At 55.1% G+C, this 23,390-nt stretch carries 21 protein-coding genes; 5 read left to right on the top strand and 16 right to left on the bottom strand.

Features of this window, described 5'->3' with window-relative positions; genetic code table 11:
* The first annotated feature begins 88 nt into the window (after positions 1–88).
* The 4 genes from IPM50_03895 to IPM50_03910 all read left to right on the top strand — a co-directional run bounded on the left by IPM50_03895 (position 89) and on the right by IPM50_03910 (position 3,888).
* Positions 89–712, top strand: a complete 624-nt coding sequence (locus IPM50_03895; GenBank protein ID QQS33735.1) for a hypothetical protein — start codon at positions 89–91, stop codon at positions 710–712.
* Positions 713–837: 125 nt separating this feature from the next.
* On the top strand, positions 838–1,503 hold the full coding sequence (locus tag IPM50_03900) for a hypothetical protein (protein ID QQS33736.1): 666 nt from the start codon (positions 838–840) through the stop codon (positions 1,501–1,503).
* Positions 1,504–1,617: 114 nt separating this feature from the next.
* Complete coding sequence (locus IPM50_03905; protein QQS33737.1) at positions 1,618–2,916, top strand: UDP-glucose/GDP-mannose dehydrogenase family protein; 1,299 nt, start codon at positions 1,618–1,620, stop codon at positions 2,914–2,916.
* Positions 2,917–2,931: 15 nt separating this feature from the next.
* Positions 2,932–3,888 (top strand): SDR family oxidoreductase, encoded by a 957-nt coding sequence (locus IPM50_03910; GenBank protein ID QQS33738.1) that lies wholly within the window; start codon positions 2,932–2,934, stop codon positions 3,886–3,888.
* A 13-nt stretch (positions 3,889–3,901) separates the two neighbouring features.
* On the opposite strand, the gene IPM50_03915 is transcribed toward IPM50_03910, so the two are convergent.
* From IPM50_03915 to idi, 16 genes are all read right to left on the bottom strand, one after another.
* Complete coding sequence (locus tag IPM50_03915; GenBank protein ID QQS33739.1) at positions 3,902–4,636, bottom strand: hypothetical protein; 735 nt, start codon at positions 4,634–4,636, stop codon at positions 3,902–3,904.
* An 83-nt stretch (positions 4,637–4,719) separates the two neighbouring features.
* Positions 4,720–7,731: a TonB-dependent receptor gene (locus IPM50_03920; GenBank protein ID QQS33740.1), complete on the bottom strand. Its 3,012-nt coding sequence runs from the start codon at positions 7,729–7,731 to the stop codon at positions 4,720–4,722.
* Positions 7,732–7,803: 72 nt separating this feature from the next.
* Positions 7,804–9,003 carry a hypothetical protein gene (locus IPM50_03925; protein QQS33741.1) on the bottom strand — a complete coding sequence of 400 codons (1,200 nt, stop codon included), beginning with the start codon at positions 9,001–9,003 and terminating at the stop codon, positions 7,804–7,806.
* 132 nt (positions 9,004–9,135) lie between these two features.
* Entirely contained in the window at positions 9,136–10,110 is a 975-nt protein-coding gene (locus tag IPM50_03930; protein ID QQS33742.1) for a hypothetical protein, read from the bottom strand.
* Between the two features lie 7 nt (positions 10,111–10,117).
* Positions 10,118–10,690, bottom strand: coding sequence for a zf-HC2 domain-containing protein (locus IPM50_03935; protein ID QQS33743.1), 573 nt, complete (start codon positions 10,688–10,690; stop codon positions 10,118–10,120).
* A complete protein-coding gene (locus tag IPM50_03940; GenBank protein ID QQS33744.1) occupies positions 10,687–11,283 on the bottom strand; it encodes a sigma-70 family RNA polymerase sigma factor in 597 nt (198 codons plus the stop codon). Before IPM50_03940 ends, IPM50_03935 begins: the two co-directional genes overlap by 4 nt.
* Before the next feature lie 70 nt (positions 11,284–11,353).
* Positions 11,354–12,286, bottom strand: a complete 933-nt coding sequence (locus IPM50_03945; GenBank protein ID QQS33745.1) for a hypothetical protein — start codon at positions 12,284–12,286, stop codon at positions 11,354–11,356.
* A 1-nt stretch (position 12,287) separates the two neighbouring features.
* Positions 12,288–12,683: a general secretion pathway protein GspG gene (locus IPM50_03950; GenBank protein ID QQS33746.1), complete on the bottom strand. Its 396-nt coding sequence runs from the start codon at positions 12,681–12,683 to the stop codon at positions 12,288–12,290.
* A complete protein-coding gene (locus IPM50_03955) occupies positions 12,673–13,326 on the bottom strand; it encodes a type II secretion system protein (GenBank protein QQS33747.1) in 654 nt (217 codons plus the stop codon). The genes IPM50_03950 and IPM50_03955 overlap by 11 nt, the downstream gene beginning before the upstream one ends.
* Positions 13,327–15,771, bottom strand: coding sequence for a hypothetical protein (locus IPM50_03960; protein QQS33748.1), 2,445 nt, complete (start codon positions 15,769–15,771; stop codon positions 13,327–13,329). It abuts the gene before it with no gap.
* Positions 15,772–15,917: 146 nt separating this feature from the next.
* Positions 15,918–17,189: a competence/damage-inducible protein A gene (locus tag IPM50_03965; GenBank protein QQS33749.1), complete on the bottom strand. Its 1,272-nt coding sequence runs from the start codon at positions 17,187–17,189 to the stop codon at positions 15,918–15,920.
* Positions 17,190–18,266: an isoaspartyl peptidase/L-asparaginase gene (locus IPM50_03970; protein ID QQS34451.1), complete on the bottom strand. Its 1,077-nt coding sequence runs from the start codon at positions 18,264–18,266 to the stop codon at positions 17,190–17,192.
* 26 nt (positions 18,267–18,292) lie between these two features.
* Complete coding sequence (locus IPM50_03975) at positions 18,293–18,856, bottom strand: DUF2059 domain-containing protein (GenBank protein ID QQS33750.1); 564 nt, start codon at positions 18,854–18,856, stop codon at positions 18,293–18,295.
* 4 nt (positions 18,857–18,860) lie between these two features.
* Positions 18,861–19,448, bottom strand: coding sequence for a uracil-DNA glycosylase (locus tag IPM50_03980; protein ID QQS34452.1), 588 nt, complete (start codon positions 19,446–19,448; stop codon positions 18,861–18,863).
* A gap of 283 nt (positions 19,449–19,731) precedes the next feature.
* Complete coding sequence (gene coaBC / locus IPM50_03985) at positions 19,732–21,021, bottom strand: bifunctional phosphopantothenoylcysteine decarboxylase/phosphopantothenate--cysteine ligase CoaBC (GenBank protein QQS33751.1); 1,290 nt, start codon at positions 21,019–21,021, stop codon at positions 19,732–19,734.
* Positions 21,021–22,319 carry an isopentenyl-diphosphate Delta-isomerase gene (idi, locus tag IPM50_03990; protein QQS33752.1) on the bottom strand — a complete coding sequence of 433 codons (1,299 nt, stop codon included), beginning with the start codon at positions 22,317–22,319 and terminating at the stop codon, positions 21,021–21,023. Before idi ends, coaBC begins: the two co-directional genes overlap by 1 nt.
* 148 nt (positions 22,320–22,467) lie before the next feature.
* Between idi and IPM50_03995 the strand changes: the two genes are divergently transcribed.
* A complete protein-coding gene (locus IPM50_03995) occupies positions 22,468–23,310 on the top strand; it encodes a prenyltransferase (protein ID QQS33753.1) in 843 nt (280 codons plus the stop codon).
* The last annotated feature ends 80 nt before the right edge of the window (positions 23,311–23,390 follow it).

The following is a 23,390-nucleotide window of genomic DNA, read 5'->3' on the forward strand; positions in this document are numbered from 1 at the left end:
CTTGCCGTGAAACATTGACATATGGGTATGTTTCGTGTAAAAGGTTCATAGGTTTGGTCTTAAGACCGCTTATCAGGAGTTTCTCGAGATGAATTCATTCTCAGTAATAAAGTCCATTCGGACAGGTATGTCGGTTTGCACCGTTGCCGTCATGCTGACAGTATCGTCAATGGTCGCACTTGCGGGCCCGGCGAAACCGGTCGGTGATCTGACCGTCCGCGGCAATGCAAAGGTTTTTGTTAACGGTGAGCCTGCGGAAACAGGCCGAACCGTATTTTCGAACAGCACGATCACGACCGGCGAGGACTCCGGAGCCGTCATCAATATTGAAGGCAAAGGCAGATTCGAGTTGGGAGCAAATTCGGCTTTCACGGTTGCCGACGGGACTGATACTGCCGCAGGCCAGGTCGTTTCGGGTTCTGCAAAATTGGTCGCGGGCAATGGAAACATCTCATTAAAGAACGCTGAGGGCGACCCGATCTCGATCAACAGCGGTGACACGGTCACTGCAACGGCCGGTAAAGCGGCCGGCCGCGACCAGCGTGATAAAGACGGTAAGTGTGTTGACACCAACAACGACGGCAAGCTGGATTGCTATGAAGGCCTCCCGATGTGGGGTTGGGTTTTGATAGCAGCCGGTGTCGGTGCGGCTGTCATTTTGGCGGTGGCTCTCTCGGACGACGACAACAGGTCCGTAAGTCCCGTTCGTTGATTGGATTTTTATTTCATCGTGAGGTATCATATCTCTCGACTGTTTAAACAACTGGTAGAATTGACGCAGGAGGAGAACATTTCACAATGCTCGGCAAAAATATTATTCGCAAATCGGTAACTTTGATGACTGCAGTAGCAGTCTGGTGTGTATATTCAATGGTGGCATACGCCATTCCCGGCGACATTGCAGGTGAGATCACTGTTACCGGTCAGGTAACGGTTAACGGACAACCGGCAGTGTCGAATTCGACGATCCTTTCAAGCTCCGTCATTTCGACGGGCGATGGTTCGTCCGCCGTTGTCAGCCTCGGAAAGGCAGGCAAACTCGAACTCTCTGCAAACACGAGCATGACGCTTCGCTTCTCCGACAACAGCATCGTCGCGATGCTGTCAGACGGTAAGACCCGCGTTCAGAACTCCGCAGGCGTCGCGACAACTGTAACGACCAAGCATGCTACCGTCATTGCTGACGCAAGCCAGTCGGACAACTTCACTGTTGAAGTAGAGTGTGCTCACACTCACGTTGACACCCACGCAGGTGTGGTGACCATGCGTGAAGGCACTGCCGACAAGCAGGTCGCCGCAGGCTCAAGTGCTATCGCCGGCAAAATGGATCAGGCAGGCTGCCAGCCTTGCTTCCGCGGAACGCAGCCGGCAACGGCTATCGGCGGATGGCCGTGGCTCATTCTTCTTGCTGCCGGTGCCGCAGGTGCCGGTATCTTCCTCGCTACCCGCAAGGATGATGTCAACTTCGGCGGCGGCGGTACGGTCGTAAGTCCCGTTCGTTAATTTACTATCAGTTGGTCTCAGCGGGTCATGTTCTTAGAACGTGACCCGCTATATTTTTATTCACACATCTCAATTGCTATCATTATCGTTTGTTTTCTCAATTGATTTTTTCTTATGCATATTGCAGTTATTGGAACCGGCTACGTTGGATTGGTCACGGGTGCGTGTTTTGCTGAGTTTGGGGTCGATGTCACATGTGTTGATGTAGACGTTTATAAAGTAGAAAAGCTGAAAAATGGGGTGATCCCTATTTACGAGCCCGGGCTCGACAAGATCGTTGAAAAGAATTCCTCTGCCGGCAGACTCCATTTCACCACCGATCTCGCCTCCGCAGTAAAAGGGGCCGAAGTTGTGTTTCTCGCGGTCGGCACGCCGCCGTTGCCTGACGGATCACCTGATATGAGCTTTTATCGCCAAGCAGCGTTGGACGTTGCAAAGGCGATGAACGGCTACAAGGTACTCGTCACGAAATCGACGGTGCCCGTAGGCACCGGTAAATGGCTTCGGGATTTCGTCACTGAGAATTTGGCCGAGCAAACAGAATTCGGCGTCGCTTCAAATCCGGAGTTTCTTCGCGAAGGCGCCGCCATTGAAGATTTTATGCGGCCTGACCGCGTCGTTATCGGCAGTAACGAGTCCCGGGCGATCGACGTGATGAAAGAGCTTTACCGGCCGCTCTATCTGATAGAGACGCCGATAGTCATAACGTCTCTCGAGGCCGCTGAGCTGATCAAATATGCCGCAAACGCCTTTCTGGCTACGAAGATCACCTTTATAAACGAGGTCGCCAATCTTTGCGATGCAATAGGCTGCGACGTTCACGATGTCGCACGCGGCATGGGAATGGACAACCGCATCGGTCGAAAATTCCTGCATCCCGGCCCAGGCTACGGCGGCTCTTGTTTTCCTAAGGACACGCGTGCTTTGACGACCGTTGCAGACCAATTCGGCGTAGAGACGCTTATCGTGGACGCGGTGATCGAGGCGAACGAACGGCAGCGCCAAGCAATGATCCCGAAGATCAAGGAGCTCGTTGGCGACCTTGCCGGAAAGCGTATAGCGGTTCTCGGCCTGTCATTTAAGCCGGAAACGGACGATATGCGTGAGTCGCCTGCGATCGAGATCCTGAACGGCCTTCGAGCAGAAGGAGCCTCGATCAAAGCCTACGATCCCGTAGCTATGGAGGAAGCGCGGCATTATATCGAAGGCCTTGAATATGCCTCGGATGAATACGACGCTATCGAAGGTGCGGACGCTCTGGTGATCATCACCGAGTGGAATCAATTTCGTGCCCTCGATATGGAAAAGGTGCGGTCGCTCCTCAAAGAGCCTAAGATCGCCGATCTGCGGAATATTTATGAACCTGCGGATATGAGGGCTCTCGGTTTTGAATACGTCGGCGTCGGCAGATAACATTCGACTATTGCGATGTCAGAAACTCCAAAAGTATTGGTCACAGGCGGAGCAGGTTTTATCGGCTCAAATCTCGCAGATGAACTGATCCGACGCGGCGCCCGCGTGACGATCATTGACGACCTTTCGACGGGGTTTCGAGAGAATCTGGAGGAGATCTCGGGTTCTTTTGATTTCGTCGAGGGCGACATCAACGATGATGAACTTGTCAGGAGTGTCATCGAAGGCGTCGACACCGTGTATCATCAGGCGGCTCTGCCCAGCGTTCCTCGCTCAGTGGAAAATCCGGCTGAAACGCATAGAGTATGCGTCGACGGCACATTTTCACTCCTCGTTCGGGCACGTGATGCAGGAGTTCGCCGTTTCATTTATGCGGCGTCCAGTTCCGCTTACGGCGATCAGCCGACACTTCCAAAGGTCGAGACGATGCGTCCTGACCCTTTGTCGCCCTACGCCGTCGCCAAGTTGACCGGCGAATCCTATTGCCGGGCCTTTCACAATGTTTACGGCCTGGAGACCATATCCCTGCGGTATTTCAATGTGTTCGGGCCGCGTCAGAACCCTTCGTCGATGTACTCAGGGGTAATTTCACGTTTCATTGACTCGCTCGCAAAGGGTCAAAGGCCCGTCATTTTCGGCGATGGGCTGCAGTCGAGAGATTTTACTTATATCGATAATGTTGTCGATGCCAACATCAAAGCGGCGGAGGCCGCGTCAGGCATCGGCGAGGTAATGAACGCCGCCAACGGCGAGAGAGTGACGCTGCTGGAATTGTTGGACGTTTTGAAGGTAATAATGAGCCTGGAGGGCGTAGAGCCTGATTTTCATCCCCCTCGAAAGGGCGACGTCAAACATTCGCAGGCTGACAACGGGCGTGCGGTCGAATGTTTAGGCTATAAGAAACTTGTCGGCCTTGAGGAAGGCCTCAGAAGCACCTTGGAATGGTGGCGTTCGAGCCGCTTTGCGGCCTGAACGCCCTCACAGATCATTTTTCCACCGCGAATACAGAATCCTCGATCGCTGAGTTTATAAGGATCTCACGGGCCCTAAAAGCGGCGTAAGCCGTCATGTTGCCCAGATCGAACCGCTGCGAGTATCTGCTCGGAACAATAACGCCGTCCACGGTCTGAAAATCGTCTATTTCCACAGACGTGGTTACGATCCGGCCCATCACATCATAGCTGGATTCATAGCTGCGAATTCGGCCCGTCTTGTCGTTGATAAAGAAATCCGTAAAAAACCCTTCCGGTGTCGTAATGCGGAAGCCCTTTCTTTTCCTCTTGTCTTCCGGCAGTTCAGACACAACGTAGCCGTCAACTCCGGCACGCGGCAAAAGCGGAAACCCGAGACTGGTGATCGGCGGCAGTGAAAAACCCTGAATTGACGAAAATGTATTTGTGCCGTCATGGACCTGCTTCAGAGGTTGAAAGGGGTTGTTTATCTCGAACGAGTATTTCTCGCCGCTGATCGCCATCGAAAACGCAGCCGGAGTGCTTTGGCCGAACACGCTCAAATTGACGCTGCCCTTTACGACCAATGAACGCATTTCGGCGAGTTTGCTGCCGCCGTGAGCGTCAACCGCGTTCTTTGCCAGTGCCGCAGGTGTACCGGCCGTTGAAGGAGCGGCAGATCTGCCGCTCGGCTTACCTGATGCCTGTGCATACAGCCCGCTTGCAAAAAACGTAAATGTGATCAGAGACGTGATAACTATCTTAAGCATAGCCTTTAAATTTTAACAAAAAATATGAGGCAAGAACGATTTCGCCCTTGCCTCATTATTGGATGCATCAGCTTCCGTTTGGTTTACCAGCTGAAGCGCATTTGCAGTTCGATACGGCGATTTGCGGCACCGCCTCCGCCGAAACCGCCGAAGCCGCCAAAACCGCCGGCAGTTGACGTTGACTGGCCGAAACGGCTGGAACTGAGGCTGCCGACCGGCGTTCCCAGGTTAACCCTATTGAGGATGTTGGAGAAGTTGACGCTGACGTTCAGGTTGTAGGGCTTGCGAGAGTCGCCGCCGCCGCCGAAGAAACCACCGCCGCCTCCGCCCATGCGGCCTCCGCCCATGCCGCCGCGTCCCATTCCCGGAATGCCGCCGCCGCCCGGACCGCCTGTTTGACCGCCGGTTGACGCAACTCGTTCAGCCGCAGAAGTTCCAAAGCCGAAAGTGCGGCTGACGCGCATATTCATGTTGAAGAAAGCCGGACCTTGGCCGAAATTACGCGGGATGATGTCGTTCGGGTTGTTCGAACCGATGTCGCAGAACGACTTGTTGATCAAGAGTTCGCTGCACCGATTCGCGAGTTCCCCATACGTCGGACGCTCAGTGAAGAGGCCGTCGCCGTTAAGGTCAACCCCGCGCGTTATGTTGAACGGCCTTCCCGAGCTTGCGATGATGAACGGGTTCAAATTAAAGCCCCACGGCAGACTCAGGTTGCCGCCGAGGGTAAAATTGTGCCTGATGTCGAACGATGAACGTCCGTATTCGCCAGTCAGATCATAAGAATAAGCAGGGAAACTAAAGGCACCATCAGAATCGCCCTCTGCAAAGCCGAGACGGTAATTACCGAACAGCGAATATTTGTTACTGATATTCGTTCGGAAGTTAAGGATCAGTTGGTTCTGCTTCGATTCTCCGGTCGATTCGTACTGATAGATGTTGCCTCCTGTTGGGTCGGGACGCGGAGCGTTCAGACAGTTGATCTGGAGCGGACAAATAGGAGCGTTGATGTTTCGCGAACGAAGTACATTGTTCGTTTTCGACGTAATGAAGAACGACGAAAGCACCGTATTGTAGGGCAATTGCCTCTCAACGCCGATAGCGGCCTGCATCGTATAGGGCGAGGACAGATCGTCTGCCACGCGTCGAGTGGTGTTCGACTGCGGCAGTACCGCCAGGATCTGAGCAGCCGTCGGAACGTTCGTCACACCGCTGAGCGTGAAAACTGGCTGTGCGAGAAGGGCCAGTGCGGCCGCACGACGGACCGGATCGGAATCGTTGGCACTTACCAGCAAATTAAGCTGGCTCTGTCCGTCAAACCTGATCGCCTGCAGCGTCAAATTCTCGCTGAACCGTTCGTAAAAGAAGCCTGCACCGCCTCGGATGACCGTTTTCGGGGCTCGAGCACCGCCGGCACCCGGCGACCATGCAAAACCGAAACGCGGTGCGAAATTCGTATTGCTCGAGATATTGGTCTGGTTCTCATAACGCATTCCGAAGCTGAGCATCAGCGCCGGGCTGATTCGCCAGTCATCGGTGATGAACAGTCCGTAGTCGGTTCTCGTGACGGACGCGAACGGATTCCCTGTCGTGATCGAGAACTGAGTCGGATTGTACTGAGCACCTACTGCACCGCTGACCTTGCAGCGATACTGCTCGAGCGGAGAAACAACGCCGTCCGTATTGATGTCGCAGGCGTCGGCACCGAAGAAGCCCGGAAACACAAAGGTTCCGCCGTAGTTGTTTTCCGAACGGTCGCTGATGTTCACGTTACGGATGCGGCCGCCGAATTTCACAGAGTGCTGATTGTTCTTTCCGAACGAAGTCGTGGTGAAATTATTGACCTCGAAAACGCGGCTTCGGTTGAAACTCTGCCCAACCTGCGCACCGCCGCCCGTGAATGCCGCAGGAACGCTGATGGTCGGGATCGAATTGTCACCGGTCTGCTCGCGGCGGTTGTCGCTGAACTCGAACCTCGTCTCGTTAACCGTTTTCGGATTGATGATCATCGTTTCCGTGATACGGAACTCATGTTCGCGGCTGCTCGATGCAGAGGCACGTGACGGAAGCGAGGTGTCGCCGATACCCTGATTTTCTGACGTCGAACGCCCGAAATTGTATCGTACGACCAGCGTGTTGCGGTCATTGATCTGATAATCGAACCTCGGTCCGATGTTGAAACGCCTCGTCGGCACCTGCACGTCCTCATTAAAGCTAACGATGTTGAGCGAAGGGTCGAGAATAAGAGCGTTGATAATGGTGTTGTTGTCGACCATTCGCTGATTTACGTCCAAAAAGAACGAAGAACGGCCTTTTTGCACGGGGCCTGATAGGTTGCCGCCGAAGGTCTTCGTCTGGCTGGGTGCCCTATTGATCGCGAACGGGTTGCGCGAATTCAGGCGTGCGTCGTTGAAATTGAAAGAAGCACTGCCGCGCCACCTGTCGGAGCCGGGACGCGTTAATATCTCGAGGCGTCCGAAGCCAAGCCGGTCGAATTCCGCTGAAAATGGATTTTGATTGATGCGAATCTCACGAATTGCGTCTCTCGGCGGTATCCTGCCGCCCGTAAAGCCGTCGATGAAGATCTGTCCGCCGGCAGGGCCTGCCGAAGGTCCCGCAAGTGCCTGCAATGCAGCTTCGAGTTCATCGGGATCGTCTGGAAGAGCTTCGAGGTCCTTGCCCTTAATAACGGTCGCTCCGCCAGAACTGTCAGGATCGGTCGAAACGCCGACATCATTTGAGATATCAACTGTCTCTTCGAGACCCGCGACCATCAGAACCACGATCAGTTCGTTCTTCTGTCCCGCAGCGATCTCGACCTCGGCATTCTCATAAAGAGCAAACTTGGGAGCGATGGCCTTTACGGTATAAACGCCCGGTGCGAGACCCGAGAGTGAATATTCGCCGCGGGCGTTCGTGATGACCTGACGTTCCCTTCCGTCCTTTGACCTGACCGTGATCGTAGCTCCGACCACGACTGCACCGAGAGCATCGGTAACCTGGCCCTCGATCGAACCGGTCGATTGGGCGAAAACGCCCGACACCGAAAGAGCCGCGATGCCCAGTAGTAATGAAAAGTGTTTTAAGAATCTCATGATATTACGCGTCCTATGAAAACAAAATTTTGGACCGCGGCATCGGCCGCGGCCTGATAATCTAAATAAAACTTAATTAAAGCCAAGCCCGTCGAGGCCGGGAATTGTAAAACCGCTGTCGACGCCCGGCCTGCCCATGCCGCGGCCGCCGCCGGCTGCTTGTGCGGCACGAATGAAAGGCTCAACGCCGGCGAGGAGCTTGATCGCACGAACGCGTTCTGCTGAGCCGTTTCGCGTACACGAGACCGCGATCATCTCACCGGGCTTAAGATCTGCCGCAGCGACCACAGGGAATCGTTCGAAAAGATCGTCAACGCCGCCGTTGCCGCCTCGCATTCCGCCGGCCATTCCGCCCTGGCCGGGAGCACCTTGGCCCGCGAGACGAACAGGTGCCGCTCCGCCTGCGGGCGGGCCGCCGGCCGGACGAGCACCGCCTGCCATCATTTGGGCACCTGCCATTCGCTCAGCCATTTCCGATGGGAACCGCTTGAGTACAGACGAACTGCCAAGCGTCACTGTCACATCTTTATTTGTCTGTACATTCTTTATGACGATCTCGTTCGTTTCCGCGTTGAACGAAACGACCGTACCCGCGATGGTTTGGAACGCTCCGGTCACGACCTGTTCCGCCGCGAAACTGGATCCGTCGGTGCTCCGGTCGCCGAGGGCACGAAGCATATCGCCTTCTTTCACTTCCGCCAGCGAACTCGCGAGAGCCTCGTCATAACGGATCGAATCGGGAGCGTAACGCAGGAACTTGGCGTCGGCCTTCGGAGTAAGCGTTACGTCCGTCGCGCCGATCATGCCGCGAACCTCTACGACCAACCGGCCCGTCTGCTGATTCACTGACTTGACCTTTCCGGTTATCCCGCGTCGCCGCCACTCTTCTGCCTCTTTTGCCTGCTTTTGCGAAATGTCGGCCTTTGTCATCAAAAAGAGAGACCTCGCGGGCATGGACTTGCCGTCAGTGGCCAAAATTCCCGAGACAGTGATCCGATCGCCTGTGCCGAGATCTCCGAAATCAGCCGGCGTTGCAGTGCTCAGGCTCGGTTTCTCGGGCGAGACCCTTTTTATTGAAGTAGTTTCGGTAATGGCGATCTCAACATTGCCATTGGCCGTCGATATCGTCAGCTTCTTTTCACCGATCGATACTATCTCACCGGTAAGAACTGTCGGCTTCAGAGGCTGCTGCCCCGGATCCTGAGAATAAATGAATGAAAAGATCCCCGAAACGGCTATAAAAATGATCGATATTAAGAAGTTGTACAACATAGGCTTAGTCTTCGGCCTGATATAAAATTTAGTTTCAAATCAGTTTAGAAATGCTTCTACGCACTCTAAGACGTTGATTTTATCAGCGAAGTTCGGGCCTTTTTGTAAAGAAATGTAAAAGTCTGCAAGCATTCAGCCCGCGTTATTTTGGGCTTCCGGCGAGGTTCGGGCGGTCAAAAGCAGGCCCAGGCCAATGGAAAGGACACCGAAGAGGACGAGGACCCACAAATAAGGCAGAGACAGCAGCACCGTCAGCAGGACGACACCTATTAGGATGGAAAGAGTTTCAGAGCGGTTGTTACCGTTATTGACCCGTTTGGTGAGGATCTTGCCGAGCGCGACGTGAAGTGCGACACGGCCGAAAACATAGGCAAGCACCACGACCACCAGGCCCATCAGAAATATCGTCAGGCCTAGGTATTCAGGGAGCGTTAATGCGGCACCGACGATCATCGCAACGATAGCCGCAAAGAAGAGCGTACCGACGCCAAGCGTTTTCGGCCATGAAAGGCGAACGCGCACGGCAGCCCGGCTGACCGCTCCCGGAGCTACGGTCGCGACGACCATGGAAAGAAGGAACCAAAAAAGCGCCAGGACGAAACGCTGGGCAAAAAATGACGGCGTTATGTCCGGCGAAAGCATCTGCGACGGTTCCTGGCCGATGCTACGCAGTTCGTTCTCAAATACCGCGAACATGATGGTTTCCTTTCCTTCTTCGCGGAGCGGCTTCTCCGCCGCGGACTTGTACGATCCGCCGAAAACTATCACGTCGCCGCCGATGTATGCATCGTTTTCCTGTATTACGTTGCCGCCGATCGTCGCGACATCTCCCGTAACGCGGCCCTCTACGATCACATCGCCGCCGATGGCAAGAACTCCCTTTGCCTGCTTCTTCACAACGACGTTGCGGCCAAAGACATAGACCTCCTGATCCGGAGCGTCGTTAACGATCACTGTTGTGTCGTCTTCGGAAGTGGAGACCGCATTTACGCCGAATGCAGTTTCAGCGGCTGCGAACATCAGGAGCATCCATGTGAAAACAAAAGCGGCCGCCCGAATGGAGCGGCCTTGCTTCGATCTTGTAATGCAGCGGCCCGCGATGGTCATCTTTGGACTATCCTTTAAGAAAACGCGAGCGCCGAACGGCGGGAAATAGAACCACTACCGCTGCAGTGATGAGCAGCGCCAGGACGGCCTGATTAGATACTTGCGAGGACGCCGAGCGTGTGATGACGACGATACCGGCATAAAACGAAGTAAACATATGAAACGAGACCGTCGCAACGCCTGCAACAACCTCACCGATCTTTTGTGCCGGGGTCAAAATATCTGCATACGAGAAAAATGCAAATAGACAAAATATCGCCATCGCCGCAATGACGAAATATGCATTTAATCTCTCCTCGGGCCTACGCAGGCCGTTGACATTGCTTTCGGCGGTTGCGGTGACCTTCTTGGCAAAATCGGCCGGCGGTTCGATATCTGCGGACCCCGAAAAGCTGCTGTTCAGCAGGCAGAGTATCTGTCTTTGTTCTAGCAAAGCGGACGAGCATACCTTGCAATCGGCAAGGTGCAGTTCAAAAGAAAGCTCTTCTGACGGTTCGAGTTCTCCATCGAGGTAGCCGGCTATGATAGGTGACGGACACTCGGCCTTCGTGCCAAGGTGCACACGGGACATCTCTCTCATCGAATGATCCCCCTTTTAAGCAAGACATCTCGCATCATCTCGCGTGCTCGAAACAGACGGTTCTTGACAGTCCCGAGAGGCAGCCCCGTCACTTCGACCATTTCTTCGTAGGAAAGCTCACGAGCATGCCGCAGCAGCAGCAACTCGCGATATGCGGGCGGCAGGCCCGAAATGACCTCTTCAATTTCCGAGATGCGTTCGTTGCGTTCCTGTTCCTGTTCGGGGTTTCGAGCGCCGCATTCTATCTGTATCTCGTACGCGCCGTCCTGTCCTTCGATCTCGAGGCTGTGCGTGTGAACAGAATTCCGGCGAAGGTGATCAATGGCAGCATTATGCGCAATGCGGTACAGCCAGGTGGAGAACTTGTACTCGCTGCTGTATCTGTCGATCGAATTGTAAACCTTGATGAATACTTCCTGCGATACATCGAGCGAGGCGTCATGGTCTCCCAGCATCCGGTAAACATAGCTGACGATCGGCCTCTGATAGCGCCGGACGAGCTCCTCAAATCCGTCGTGCGAACCAGACACCGTGCGAACAACAAGCTCGGCGTCGGTCAGGTCTCTTGCGGTGAGGTATGCGGAGGCTTCCATCGAAACTGCGTTATCGGTTACTACGCAAGTCTGGGCAAAATGGTTTCAATTTGCAAGGGGAGCTCTTGTTTCAGGCGGCAAGGGCAGCAAGCCCGGCCGGAGCGGCGACGCTGTCGAACGCCACGCCGTCCGGAAGAAAATCCATGCCGGCCTCTGTCGGGCCGACGACGCGGAGTGGTGCACCCAAAGCGTCATTTGCGATGGAGGGTAAACGATCCCGTAATTCCGTATCGCCGACGACCAGGACACGCTCGAGCATTCCTGCATCCGGCGAGCTTCCCACCCGGTCGCCGTAAAACATCAACAGCCTGTAAACCTCGTCGTCCATCTCGTCGGGCCGGCAGGTGACCGAGCGAACCAGCATCGGCTCGCTGCCCCGCATCAAAAGTGCGGTAAAACCATCGTCTGACGCACTGATAAGCAGAGAATCCGTCGCTGTGCGGTTGCGGAGCAGCCAGTTGGCCTCGCCGAGCGAACGCGGCAAAATGAGCCCTGCCTTCCATCCGAGCGATTCGAAATGCGATTCGTATTCGTCTATGACCGCCAACGTGACCGCAGACATGAAATAACGGATCTTGCCCGAAGTGTCCGATGCTATTTTCTGCCGCGAAACGCGCAGGTCCGTCGCGGGAACTCCGAAGGTCTGCTCCGCTTTCCAATCGAGTATCTCTTCGGTTTCCTGACGCGACGAAGGCTCAGCGTCAAGCGAGACGATGGCCGTACGGGCAGCGCTTGAAGGCAAGGTGACGGACCATCGTTTTTGGCTGAGCAGTCCGGCGGCTTCTGAAACCTCTCGCAGCATCGAAGAAAAAGCCCGTCCATCGACAATGTTCACATCCGAGAAGCTCGGCGCGATGACACCGGCCGGCATGGGGAGTATGCCGACGCGTTCCAGAGAAACCTGTCCGCGGCCCGCACGTCGAACCGAAACAGCGGCAATCGCGGTATCTGAGATACCGAGTGCGGCATTGGGATAATTTGGCCTGGTCAATGCATCGAACATACTAATAATCACTGTAGGAAACGCCTGAACTGTCCACTCCGTCGGCAAGGCTCTTTACGTCCGTCAGCCCTGTTTGCCCTTCGCTGTTGTTGGGATCCTCGCCCATCACCTCGTTCCATTCAGTGCGTTCGAGGATAGGGTCCATCGGCTTTTCCCGCAAATATCTGGACGAAACCAGATCATCGACCGAACCGGGCAACTTGCCCTTGTCCGCAGTATATTGGTCGATGGCCTTTCGCATTTGCCAAAGGTTCTCCTTCAGAACGGTCTCCTTTGCGTAGCGAACGCTGCGCTCATACGTCGGCACAGCGACCGAGATAAGGATGATGATGATAAACATCGCTATCATCAATTCCAGCAGCGACCAGCCGCCCTGACGTGTGAATTTACCAATCACTGTATTTCTCTCCGTTCAGGGCTGTCTGATCCGACGCAGAACGCACATCGAAAACGTTGACCTCATCCCAATTGTCCGAATCGCTGTTCTGATATGACGAACGGAGCTTCCAATCGCGTTCGCCGGTAAATGGATCGATCGGTATCTCGCGAAGATAGACCTTGGTAACCTCTTCGTTGATATTTATCTCGGTCGCCTGCGGGCTGCCGTCGCGCAGCCCGCTGCCGCCGCGCAGATTCAAACCGCGCGGACGAACCTTCACGCCTGAAACAAGGATATCGAGCGACGGCGGGTATTTGTCCAGATTGTCCGTCTCAAAGATCTTGCAGTCGTCAATGACAACTCGGCTGCGAGGATCTGCCGGCACTGAGGTATTCGGATTCGGCGGTGCTCCGGGGACGTTTTGAACGGAGCCGGGGCCGCATGCCCCCAAGGTGTCGCGTTTAAATTCGTCGATAGCAGCACGCATCATGCGCAGAGCCTCACGCAGCCGGACCTCTTTTTGGCGGCGCACGGAATTCTCTGCCATCGGAATGGTTCCCATCACGAGTACGGCGAGCACACCGAGCGTGATGACCAGCTCCAGCAGGCTGTAACCGCCGTGCTGCCGCAGGCCTAATTTTCTGAATGCCCGAAGTCTCACTTAATCCAAATACCTGAGCTTGAAATTCTTTCCGTCCGGCGTCAGGAAATTGACAATGTCACGGTCAAACTCCAATTCGACGGCACCGTCAGTCAACGCTTCGATCTCGATATATGCAACATCACCGTCGGCCGCTATGCCGCTGCCTGATGTCAGCGTGACATACATCTTGCCGTTCTGATTTAGGAACGGGATCGCCGATGAACGGGCGTTCAGCGACCCGAACGCATCACCGTAGCTGACAGAACGTACTGCGATCTTCTTTGCGTCGAACTTCAGCCCGATCACTGCCGAGCCGATATCACCGCTGCCGCTGAAACTGACCGCAATTGTCGCCTTTTGCCCTCGCGTCATCGCGACCGGAACGTCCTTCATTTTGATATCGCCGGCAAATGCCGAGGTTGGTTCAACGCTGTCGGGCATCGATTCCGAGGTCTGCTTCAGATCCAGCGTCCTTGCCGATGAGTCGATCGGAACTATGGCCGTCGATGCCGGGATCGCTGCCGCAGTGGCATTGGTTTCCGGGACCGCCGCGGCGGATGACGCCGCTGATTTGGCATCCTGCCTTACGAAGGCGGGAGCGTCAACAGGCGCATCGGGAAGCTGGACGACAGGATTCACCGGCAAATTTCGTGCGGCGGCGAGCATCTCGTCACGCTCTTCCTGAACCAGCATAGCTTCGAGCGAATTGTTGGTCGGCACTGCGATACTTCCGGTCGGGCGTTCGACCTCATCATCCGGCAAAATGGCCGGTGCGCGGATCACTCGCGGAGTGATCGCGATCACGATATCGACCTGGCGGTTGTCTTTTGTAGGAGCGGTGAAAAGCCTGCCCAAAATGGGTATCAGGCCAAGGACCGGAAGGCCCTGGCGTCCGCGCGTTTCGACACCCTGTGCGACGCTGGCGAGCAGCAGCGTTTTATTGTTCTGCACTCTCGCCGTTCCTTTGATCGAACGCTCAGTAAACGTAGGCGTCAGCGTAGAAGCACCTGCCACATCTTTCGATTCGATCTCCATCGCCACCTGAACGTCCTGGTTCGGGAAAACAAGCGGCTTGAATTTCAGCGTCAGACCGACCTGTTCGTAGTTGATGACATTCGATACGACGCCGCCGATATTGGTCGTGCCTGTACCCGTGACGAACTGAGCGCTCTGTACGGGAACACGCTGACCGATGCGTGCCGATGAATCTTCGTTGTTGAAAGCATGGATCTGCGTCGATGCGATCAGCTTTGTATTGTTGCGGCTTTGAAAAGCCTGCAAACTTGCCGACGGCAGCAGAATGCCGGTCGCGATCGCGGTCGGCAGCGTCGTCGCAGCAGCTCCGCCTGTTATGGTATTCAATATCGTACCGCCGAGCCCGACAGCACCCTGGCCCGAGCCGCCCAAATTCGTCAGCTGCTGCTGCGTGCCAACCTGATTCCCTAATTGCAGCAGATCGGTCTTGTTGACCTCGTATATCGCGACGTCCATCACGACCTCAGCACGGTCCTTATCAAGCGACTGAATAAGTCGGCCGATGAGGCGGACGTTCTCTTCCGTATCGCGGATAGTGACGCTGTTTGTCGCGTCATCCTGCAGCACGATCGTCTGGCTGCGGCCGGGCTGAGGCGGAATGGCGGTCTGAACGACCTTTGCAACGTCTTTCGGGCTTGCGTTTGCAAGGTAGAAAGTACGCAGAACAAGCTGTTGAAATTTCGTCCGCTGGGTCTGGTTCGCTACAAGTATCGTCCGCGGGCCTACGCGTTGAAAGAACAGCCCTTCCTGCAGGAAGATGTAGTCAAGTGCCTTTGCGGCCGTTACGTTCTTCAGGTCGATCGCGGTTTTGCGGCCCGCCGTACGGAACGTCTCAATATCGAAAAGCACGTTCAGGTCGAGTTCGCGTGCGAGCTCCTTGATGATGAACTGCAGATCGACGCCGCCCGGGAACGGCACGTCACGCAGTTTTTCGAGCCTCTGCGGCAAGCCGGTCGGTATTTGCGTTTGGCTGTTGAATCCCGTTTGAACGAGTTTAACTCCGTCCGACGAGCCGTCGATATTCACATCGCCGTTCCGCTCCTTGATGAGCCGCACCATACGCTCCATCTCGGATCTTGCGAGTTCGTTAGTCGGGTCGAATGCATACGCTCTGCGAAATGCCGTGTAACCGGCTTCATAATCTTTCTCGTTTGCCGCGATCGTCCCGCGCTTCATGAACATCTGCGAAGCATTGAAAAGCGACCGCATCAGGTGCAGGCGATATTCCGGATTCTTCGGGCTGGCGGCGACCGCAAGAGAGAACTCTTCTGCCGCTTTGTCCCACTGTTCGGCATCCGAATACTTGATCCCCTGCTTAAAGTGCTTCTTGTGGTCATTCGAAACGGCCGAGGCAGCAAACATCGGCGAAACGAGCGAAAGAACCAGCAGGAGGCCGACAATTGAACGAAAATACCTGAATTTCTTCATAACGTTTTGTGGTCCGGGTCAGAGCGTAGGACGAAACGACGTCTGCAACAACAATTTTCACGCTTTTATTCCAGCAAGGTTGCTTTTTTTGCAGCGGAAAATTTGGGACGCCTAAACGATGATTTTCGGCGTAAAGCGTTAAAAAATCAACCCTTAGATGCAGTTTCGCCTGACGCATCGCGGTGAATGATGCGGCGTCGAAGAATATCGAGTCCGGCCTGCGACGCACGCCATCTGATCAAAAAGCGGTCGCCCGGGATCTGGAGCCGTTTGGATCTGACGCCGTGAGCGTCCGCAATGCCTATGAATACTGTACCGACGGGCTTCTCCTCGCTGCCGCCATCGGGCCCGGCAATGCCCGTAACAGAGACGGCATAGGTGGTCTTTGCACGTTCAAGCATTCCTACGGCCATCGCTTCCGCGCATTCGGCACTGACGGCGCCGTGTTTTTCGATGATCTCAGCCGGAACGCCCAGATCGCGTATTTTCGCGTCGTTCGAGTATGTAACAACGCCCGCCATGAAATACGCCGACGAGCCCGGAATATCGGTCAGACGTTCCGCTATCAGCCCTCCGGTACAGCTTTCCGCAGTTGAAATTGTCTCTCCGCGTTCCGCGAGCATTCTGCCGACGACCGCTTCCATTGATTCGCCGTTCGTCGAAAAGACCGCTGAACCGAGTGCCGTCGCGATCTCCCCGGCAGCTTGCGCCGCAATATTTTCGGCTTTTTCGGGAGAATCCGCTCGAGCAGCAAGGTGTATCTCGACCTCGCTTTTATTGAACAGAATGGACGTCGTTATGTCGGAAAACTTTGAGTATATCGGAGCAGCGACCTCGTCAACGGCCGATTCTCCTTTGCCCGACACCTTGACAACACGCCGCCGCACGTAAACATCGCCGGTCAGCTTATCGAGATGCGGCAGGACGTGGTTTAAGAACATCGGCTGATTCTCTTTCGGCGGTCCCGGCAGAATTGCGAGGTATTTCCCGTTCTCAACGATCAGCATTCCGCAGGCGGAACCGTTCGGATTTGGCAAGATCTCCGCGCCTTCGACGACGAACGCCTGCCGCTTATTGATCTCAGGCATCTCGCGTCCCCACGAACGAAAGCGGTCACGCAAATGCTGTTCGATCTCGTCGTGGTATTCCAGTTCGCGGGCGAGAGCCTTCGCCGCACATTCGCGGGTAATATCGTCGGTCGTCGGCCCGAGGCCGCCGGTCATCAGCACGATATCGGAACGCGAAGCCGCGTCGCTGATGCACTTTTCCAGACGCGCAGCATCATCGCCGACGATGGTCTTCAGCTTAACGTCGATGCCGATCTCGTTCAGCCGTTCGGTCAGCCAAACGCTGTTCGTGTCGCTTTTTTCAGGCGTCAACAGCTCGCTGCCGATGGCGATTATTTCTGCAGAAAGCATTTAATCAGCGTAGATCTCGACAACGGGTTTGCCGTCCTTATCGATAAAGGCGCGGTACATTCCTTCGCTGTTGAACGAGATGCCCATATTTCCGAGCTTGTCCATCACGATCACGCCGCCGTCGCCGCCCATCTCCTGCAAGCGTTTCTTTATGACAAGATCCGCGGCATTCTGCACCGGCAAAGCGCGATATTCGACCAAGGCGCAGATATCGCGTGCAACGGTCAGCCGAATAAAGAACTCGCCCCATCCCGTCGCCGAAACCGCACAGGAATTGTTGTTAGCATACGTCCCGGCACCGATGATCGGGACATCGCCGACGCGTCCCCAGCGTTTGTTCGTCATGCCGCCCGTTGAGGTTCCCGCAGTAAGATTGCCGTCCTTATCAAGAGCAACCGCGCCGACCGTTCCGAAACGATTCTCCGGCAGCGAACGTGCTGATTCGGACACGGTTTCCGGCTTTTTCTCAGCCTTTTCTCTTTCTTCTATTAGCACACGCTGCAGCGAATTCCAGCGGGCCTCGGTCCAGAAATATTTCTCGTCAACGAGCTCCAGCTTTTGCTCCGCCGCAAATTTCTCGGCGCCTTCGCCGATCATCATCACATGCGGGCTTTTTTCCATCACGGCACGAGCGAGCGTGATTGGATTTTTCACTTTTCGCAAGCCGGCGACCGCACCGGCATTCATCGTCTTGCCGTCCATGATCGAGGCGTCGAGTTCGTTCTTGCCGTCGTTCGTAAAAACCGCACCCTTGCCCGCATTGAACAGAGGCGAATCCTCAAGAATGCGTATCGCAAGCTCGACCGCATCGAGGCCCGAACGACCTGCCTGAAGAGCCTTGTAGCCAGCCATCACTGCCTCTTCGAGCTTTGCCTTGTATTCGCGCTCGCGTTCCGGCGTCAGCGAGCCCTTGCGTATCACGCCGGCTCCGCCGTGGATCATGAATCCGATTCGCGGGTTCTGCGGCGATTGATTCTGCTTCAATTCCGGCATCGCGGCTTTCTGCGAAAAACTTGCATGCGGAAAAAACACAAGACAGCCGCTCAATGCCAGCGTTAGAATGATTTTCACGCTCATAAAGGGCGACATAATGGTATTTGGTTTCATTTCTTCTTTACCTCGTCGATACGCTTGCGGAGTTCGTCCATGGCCGAATCAATTTGTGGTTTTGACACCTCGCCTATCCTTGCCTCAAGCTGTACTCGAAATCTAGAACTTATCTCATCTGTAACACGGGCTAGGAACGCAACAGCCTTTTGCCCCAACGCCGATTCATAGAATCGAATTAGTTCGATAAGTTCTGCTTCGGAAAACACTTTATCGAACACACTTATCACAGTATCGTATCCCAGCTTAGAGAGAACTTTACTCTCGTTCAGTTCCTTTTCCGTGCGCGCCGAGAGTTTGTCAAATATAGCTTTTCTTTCGACTTGTAGGGCCGACTTTTGCTCTTCGTGAAGGTCTTTTTCATCATCAATCAACGCCTTCATCTGATCATTGACGTCATCAAGTGAAAGTTGGATCTTGACGTCGAGCCGATTTGTTTTGGTCAGAGTGGCAAAACGTTCTATAAGCCCCTTTTTTGTCGGCTCAGCTCTGTCTTGTGCAACGAAGCTTGAAAAACCAAAGCAGATTACAAATGCCGCAAAAATGTACCGTGACAACATAGTTCTATCCTCGAGACGAAAGGTAGTCGCGAACCATCTTCATATCTTCCCACACTTCGCGTTTCTTATTCGGGTCGCGAAGCAGGTATGCCGGATGAAATGTCGGCATCACCTTGACGCCCATATAGTCGTGAAATTGCCCTCGGAGCTTGCCGATAGGGACCTTTGTTTCAAGCAGATTCTGCGCCGCCGTCGCACCGAGAACGACTATGACCTCGGGGCGAACGACCGCTATCTCTCTGAGCAAAAATGGCTTGCACGCTACCGTTTCGTCCGGCTCGGGTGCACGGTTTTGGGGCGGTCGGCAGCGGTTGATGTTGCCGATGAAAACTTCGTCGCGACTTAGGCCAATGCTCTCAATTATCTTGGTGAGCAGCTGCCCTGCCCTGCCGACGAACGGCGCTCCCTGAACATCCTCGTCCGCTCCGGGAGCTTCGCCCGCGAACATCAGCCTTGCGTTGAAATTGCCCGTGCTGTTGACGACCTGTTTTCGGCCGAGCGTCGCAAGTTTGCAGCGTGTGCAATCCGGCCCGATCTCAGCACGTATCTGCTCAATGGTCTCGGCCGGCGGCGGGAGTTCACTTGCTGTCATGCTTGATATCTCAGGTTTTCGTTCCACAGGAACGACCGGCTTCCTGCCCGACAGCGACGGCAGCGATGCAATGCGGCGTTTTGCGGCCTCGGCATCGTACTCTTTCGTCTTTTCTGGGACGCGAATTTCCGCGATCGGAACCGTCTCAATTTTTGCAGTCCGAGATTCTGCCCGCCTTTCAACTTTCGGCACATCTGCGATGTCCGCCTCTATGCCTTCAACGCCGAGCTCGCCGAGGAACGCCAGCCGTTCTCGAATGTCGCGGATAACTTGTTTTACGGCGTCATTTGCCATCGTTTCTGAGCTTCACGACGCGGTCGAGCAATCTGTCAGCAAGGTCGCGTTTTGACATCAGCGGCAACTCGTCAGCCTCGCTGTCTTTTGTCAGAATGGTCGCGATATTCGTATCGGTATTAAATCCCGCACCTTCTTTTGTGATGTCGTTTGCGACGACGATGTCGAGGCCTTTTTTCGCCATTTTCGAACGCGCGTATTCGACAACGTTGTCAGTCTCGGCAGCGAAACCAACGACGATGAGCCCGTCGTGACGATTCTTAGACACATCCGCCAAAATATCGGGCGTTTTCGCGAGCTCAAGCGTCATCGTGTCGCGGCCGTCCTTCTTGATCTTGGCGTCCGCGGCGTTCACCGGAGCGTAATCAGCGACTGCCGCCGCACCGACGAAAACCGTTGCATTTTGCAGTTCGTTGATCACCGCATCGTGCATTTCTTTCGCCGAAACGGCTCGTATTACCCGAATATTCGCCGGCGGAGCGACCTTAGTCTCACCGGCAACCACCGTCACCTCAGCACTTCTCGCCGCCGCCGCTTCAGCCACAGCGAATCCCATTTTCCCCGACGAATGATTAGAAATGAACCGCACCGGATCGATGGCCTCCCGCGTCCCGCCGACGGTGATCAAGATATTCTCTCCGACGAGGTCGGAACCGCCTGCGTGAGCGGGCGGCAATGAGTTTGTCAAAGATTCTACGCCGATATCCCCAACGGCCGTCCCGCCCGCTGACGCAGGCGGTTCTGACAACAACCCCAAAGCTTGCGCGACTATATTCTCCACATCCTCCAACTTCCCCGTACCGACAGTCTTGCACGCGAGTTCGCCGGCGACGGGTTCGACGAAATGCACGCCGTCGGCTCGTAGCTGCTCGACGTTTCGCTGCGTCGCGGGTTGTTCCCACATTGTCGTGTTCATCGCCGGAGCGATCATCACCGGAGCCGTGGTCGCCAGATATGTCGAAGAAAGAAAATCGTCCGCCACGCCGTTGGCAAATTTCGCAATGATATTCGCCGTCGCGGGCACGATCAGCAGCAGGTCGATGTTCTGCGAAAAGTTTATATGCGCGATCGGGTCAGGATTCTCCGGATCATAGTCGTCCACGATCACGTGCCGCTCGGTCAGAGCGCGAAACGTCAGCGGCTGAACAAACTCCGTCGCATGCCGCGTCATCGCCACCGACACGTCGCACCCAGCCTTCTGCAACAGCCGCAAAACCTCGACCGCCTTATAAGCCGCGATACCGCCCGAAACGCCCAAACCTATGCGGAATTTCGCCATCAGGACACGATTCTACTATACAAATCGAGAAATCGTCGCTCCGAAATGAGCTGTTTGACCTCGAGGGCCGCCCACGGCGAATAGCCGTTCGCCGGATCAGCGACTTCGCGAACAAAATCTTCCCATTTGATCCAGCGAATCGCGGCGACCTCGTCGGGATTCGGCTGCGGCTCGTTGTCGCTAAAGCCGACGAAAACGGGGCAGATCTCGTTTTCGACAATGCCGTCCTTTTCGGCTCGGTAGCGGAAATCGGGGAGCGTCATTTTGAGTTCGACGCCGGTCAAGCCGAGTTCGTATTTGAGACGACGCCGAGCCGCAGCATCGACGGTTTCGTGCAGTTTGACGTGGCCGCAAGCCGAATTTGACCACACGCCCGGCCAGGTCTTTTTGTGCAAAGCCCGCTGCTGCAGTAGCGTTTCGCCGCGGCCGTTGAAAATAAATATCGAAAATGCCGAATGCAAACGCGTGTCGGCGTGATGTGCCGCAAGCTTTTCTTCGGTGCCGATCGGCGTGCCGTCGTCGTCGACATAAACGATGCGTTCGTCGAATCGATAATGAGACCGCCGCCACCAACGAACCATCGCGACAATGACTGCAAAACCGATCACAGCCGCCCACAGCATGCCGCCAAAAACAGAGATCGCCGTCCAAAACACGATCATCAGGAACGCGCTCGATGCCAATTGAACAGGCACCGGCAGCAGCGGCTTTCTGATCCCGACAAACGCCTCGATGAGCAACGCACCGATCGCCCCGCTGACCAGCCAGCCGAGAAAATTCGACACCGGCACGCCGTAGAAAACGCCGCCGCCTTCGTATTGCCAAAAACCGAGCCGAACCGCTCCCGGATCGAGCACAAGGTCAAAGAACATCGCGATGACAGCGGCCGCTCCGCCGCGGAAGAAAGCATTCGAGAATAGCGTCGCCGCCATCGCCCATGCTCCGACCATCAGCGGCGACCACGCCAGAAAGACCGTCCACGGAGTAACGCCGAAAAGCTTAGCGCCCAACAGTTCAGAATAACCGAAATGCCCGTACGGAAACCCTGTAAATATCGCAAGCGTCTCGATCGCGAGTGCATAAAGACCGAGCATTACCCAAAGGATCGCGGCATCACGCCAGCCGAGCCACCAACGCGTCGCCCACATCGCGGGCAGAGCGAACAGCACAACGTTCAGCCCAGACAGCCAATGCGACCATGCCGGTAGCTCGACATTGACCATAAAGAACGCACCCGTTGCAAGGAATATCGCGACGGCAATGGTTATGTAGGTATTGATTTTGTTTGATGGGATCACTTGATTTCGTTCTCTAAGCCGGAGACCTCCCGCAATGCCGCAAAGCTGCAAGGGCAACCGCCAAGGAGATCGGAGCTCTTCTTTGCGTTCTTTGCATATGCCCTTGGCGTCTTTGCGGGAAATCTTTCGCCACAGCTACAATCAGTCAATGCCCGATCTGCGATTCTTGCTAAAGGTCAGCCGCCCGCGATTTTGGTTCTACGTGCTTGGGCCGTATCTGGTCGGGCTTGTTGCAGGTGCGGTTGATCTCAATGAACTTCTGCACCCAGCATATCTGCTGATCGGACTTTATTTCACGTTTCCGGCAAATCTGCTCATCTACGGCGTCAACGACATTTTCGATTATGAGACCGACCGCATCAACGCCAAAAAGGACGATTACGAAACGCTGGTAAAACCGGATTCACGCGGTGCATTGTGGCTGGCAATCGCGATAACGAATCTTCCGTTCGCGGCGATCTTTTTTTTCGCCAATTTCGCGGCTTCGGCAGCGGTCATCGGGTTCTTGTTCTTTTCGGTGTTCTATTCCGCGCCGCCGATACGAGCCAAAACAACGCCGTTCCTCGATTCCGCCTTCAACATTCTCTACGCGATGCCGGGCTTCTTCGCATATTCGCTGCTCTCGGGCGAATTCCCACCCGCTGCCATCGTGATCGCCGCACTTTGCTGGACCGCCGCGATGCATGCGTACTCCGCAATTCCCGATGTCGAGGCAGACAAAGAAGCCGGCATCTCGACCATTGCGACTGTCTGCGGCGAATACGGCACTATCGCCGTCTGCCTTATTCTTTACGCCGCTTCCGCAATTCTGTCGGCTCCGTATCTCGGCTTTTCGAGCGTCACTTTAGGGCTCGCCTATGTGCTGCTGATGATCGCGTCGTTCTACTCAGCGAAACACGGCCGCATCTTCAAACTCTACAAAGCTTTCCCGCTGATCAACGTCGCCGCCGGATTCGTGCTCTTCTGGTCCGTCGCTCTAGGAAAATTCTAGCCACAGAGAACACTGAAGGCACGAAGGAACCAAGGTGAAAAAGTGAAAATGTCACCGTCGAGGACAATCCGAAACCCGTC

The sequence above is a fragment of the Acidobacteriota bacterium genome (assembly GCA_016700075.1).
Taxonomy (GTDB): Bacteria; Acidobacteriota; Blastocatellia; order Pyrinomonadales; family Pyrinomonadaceae; genus OLB17.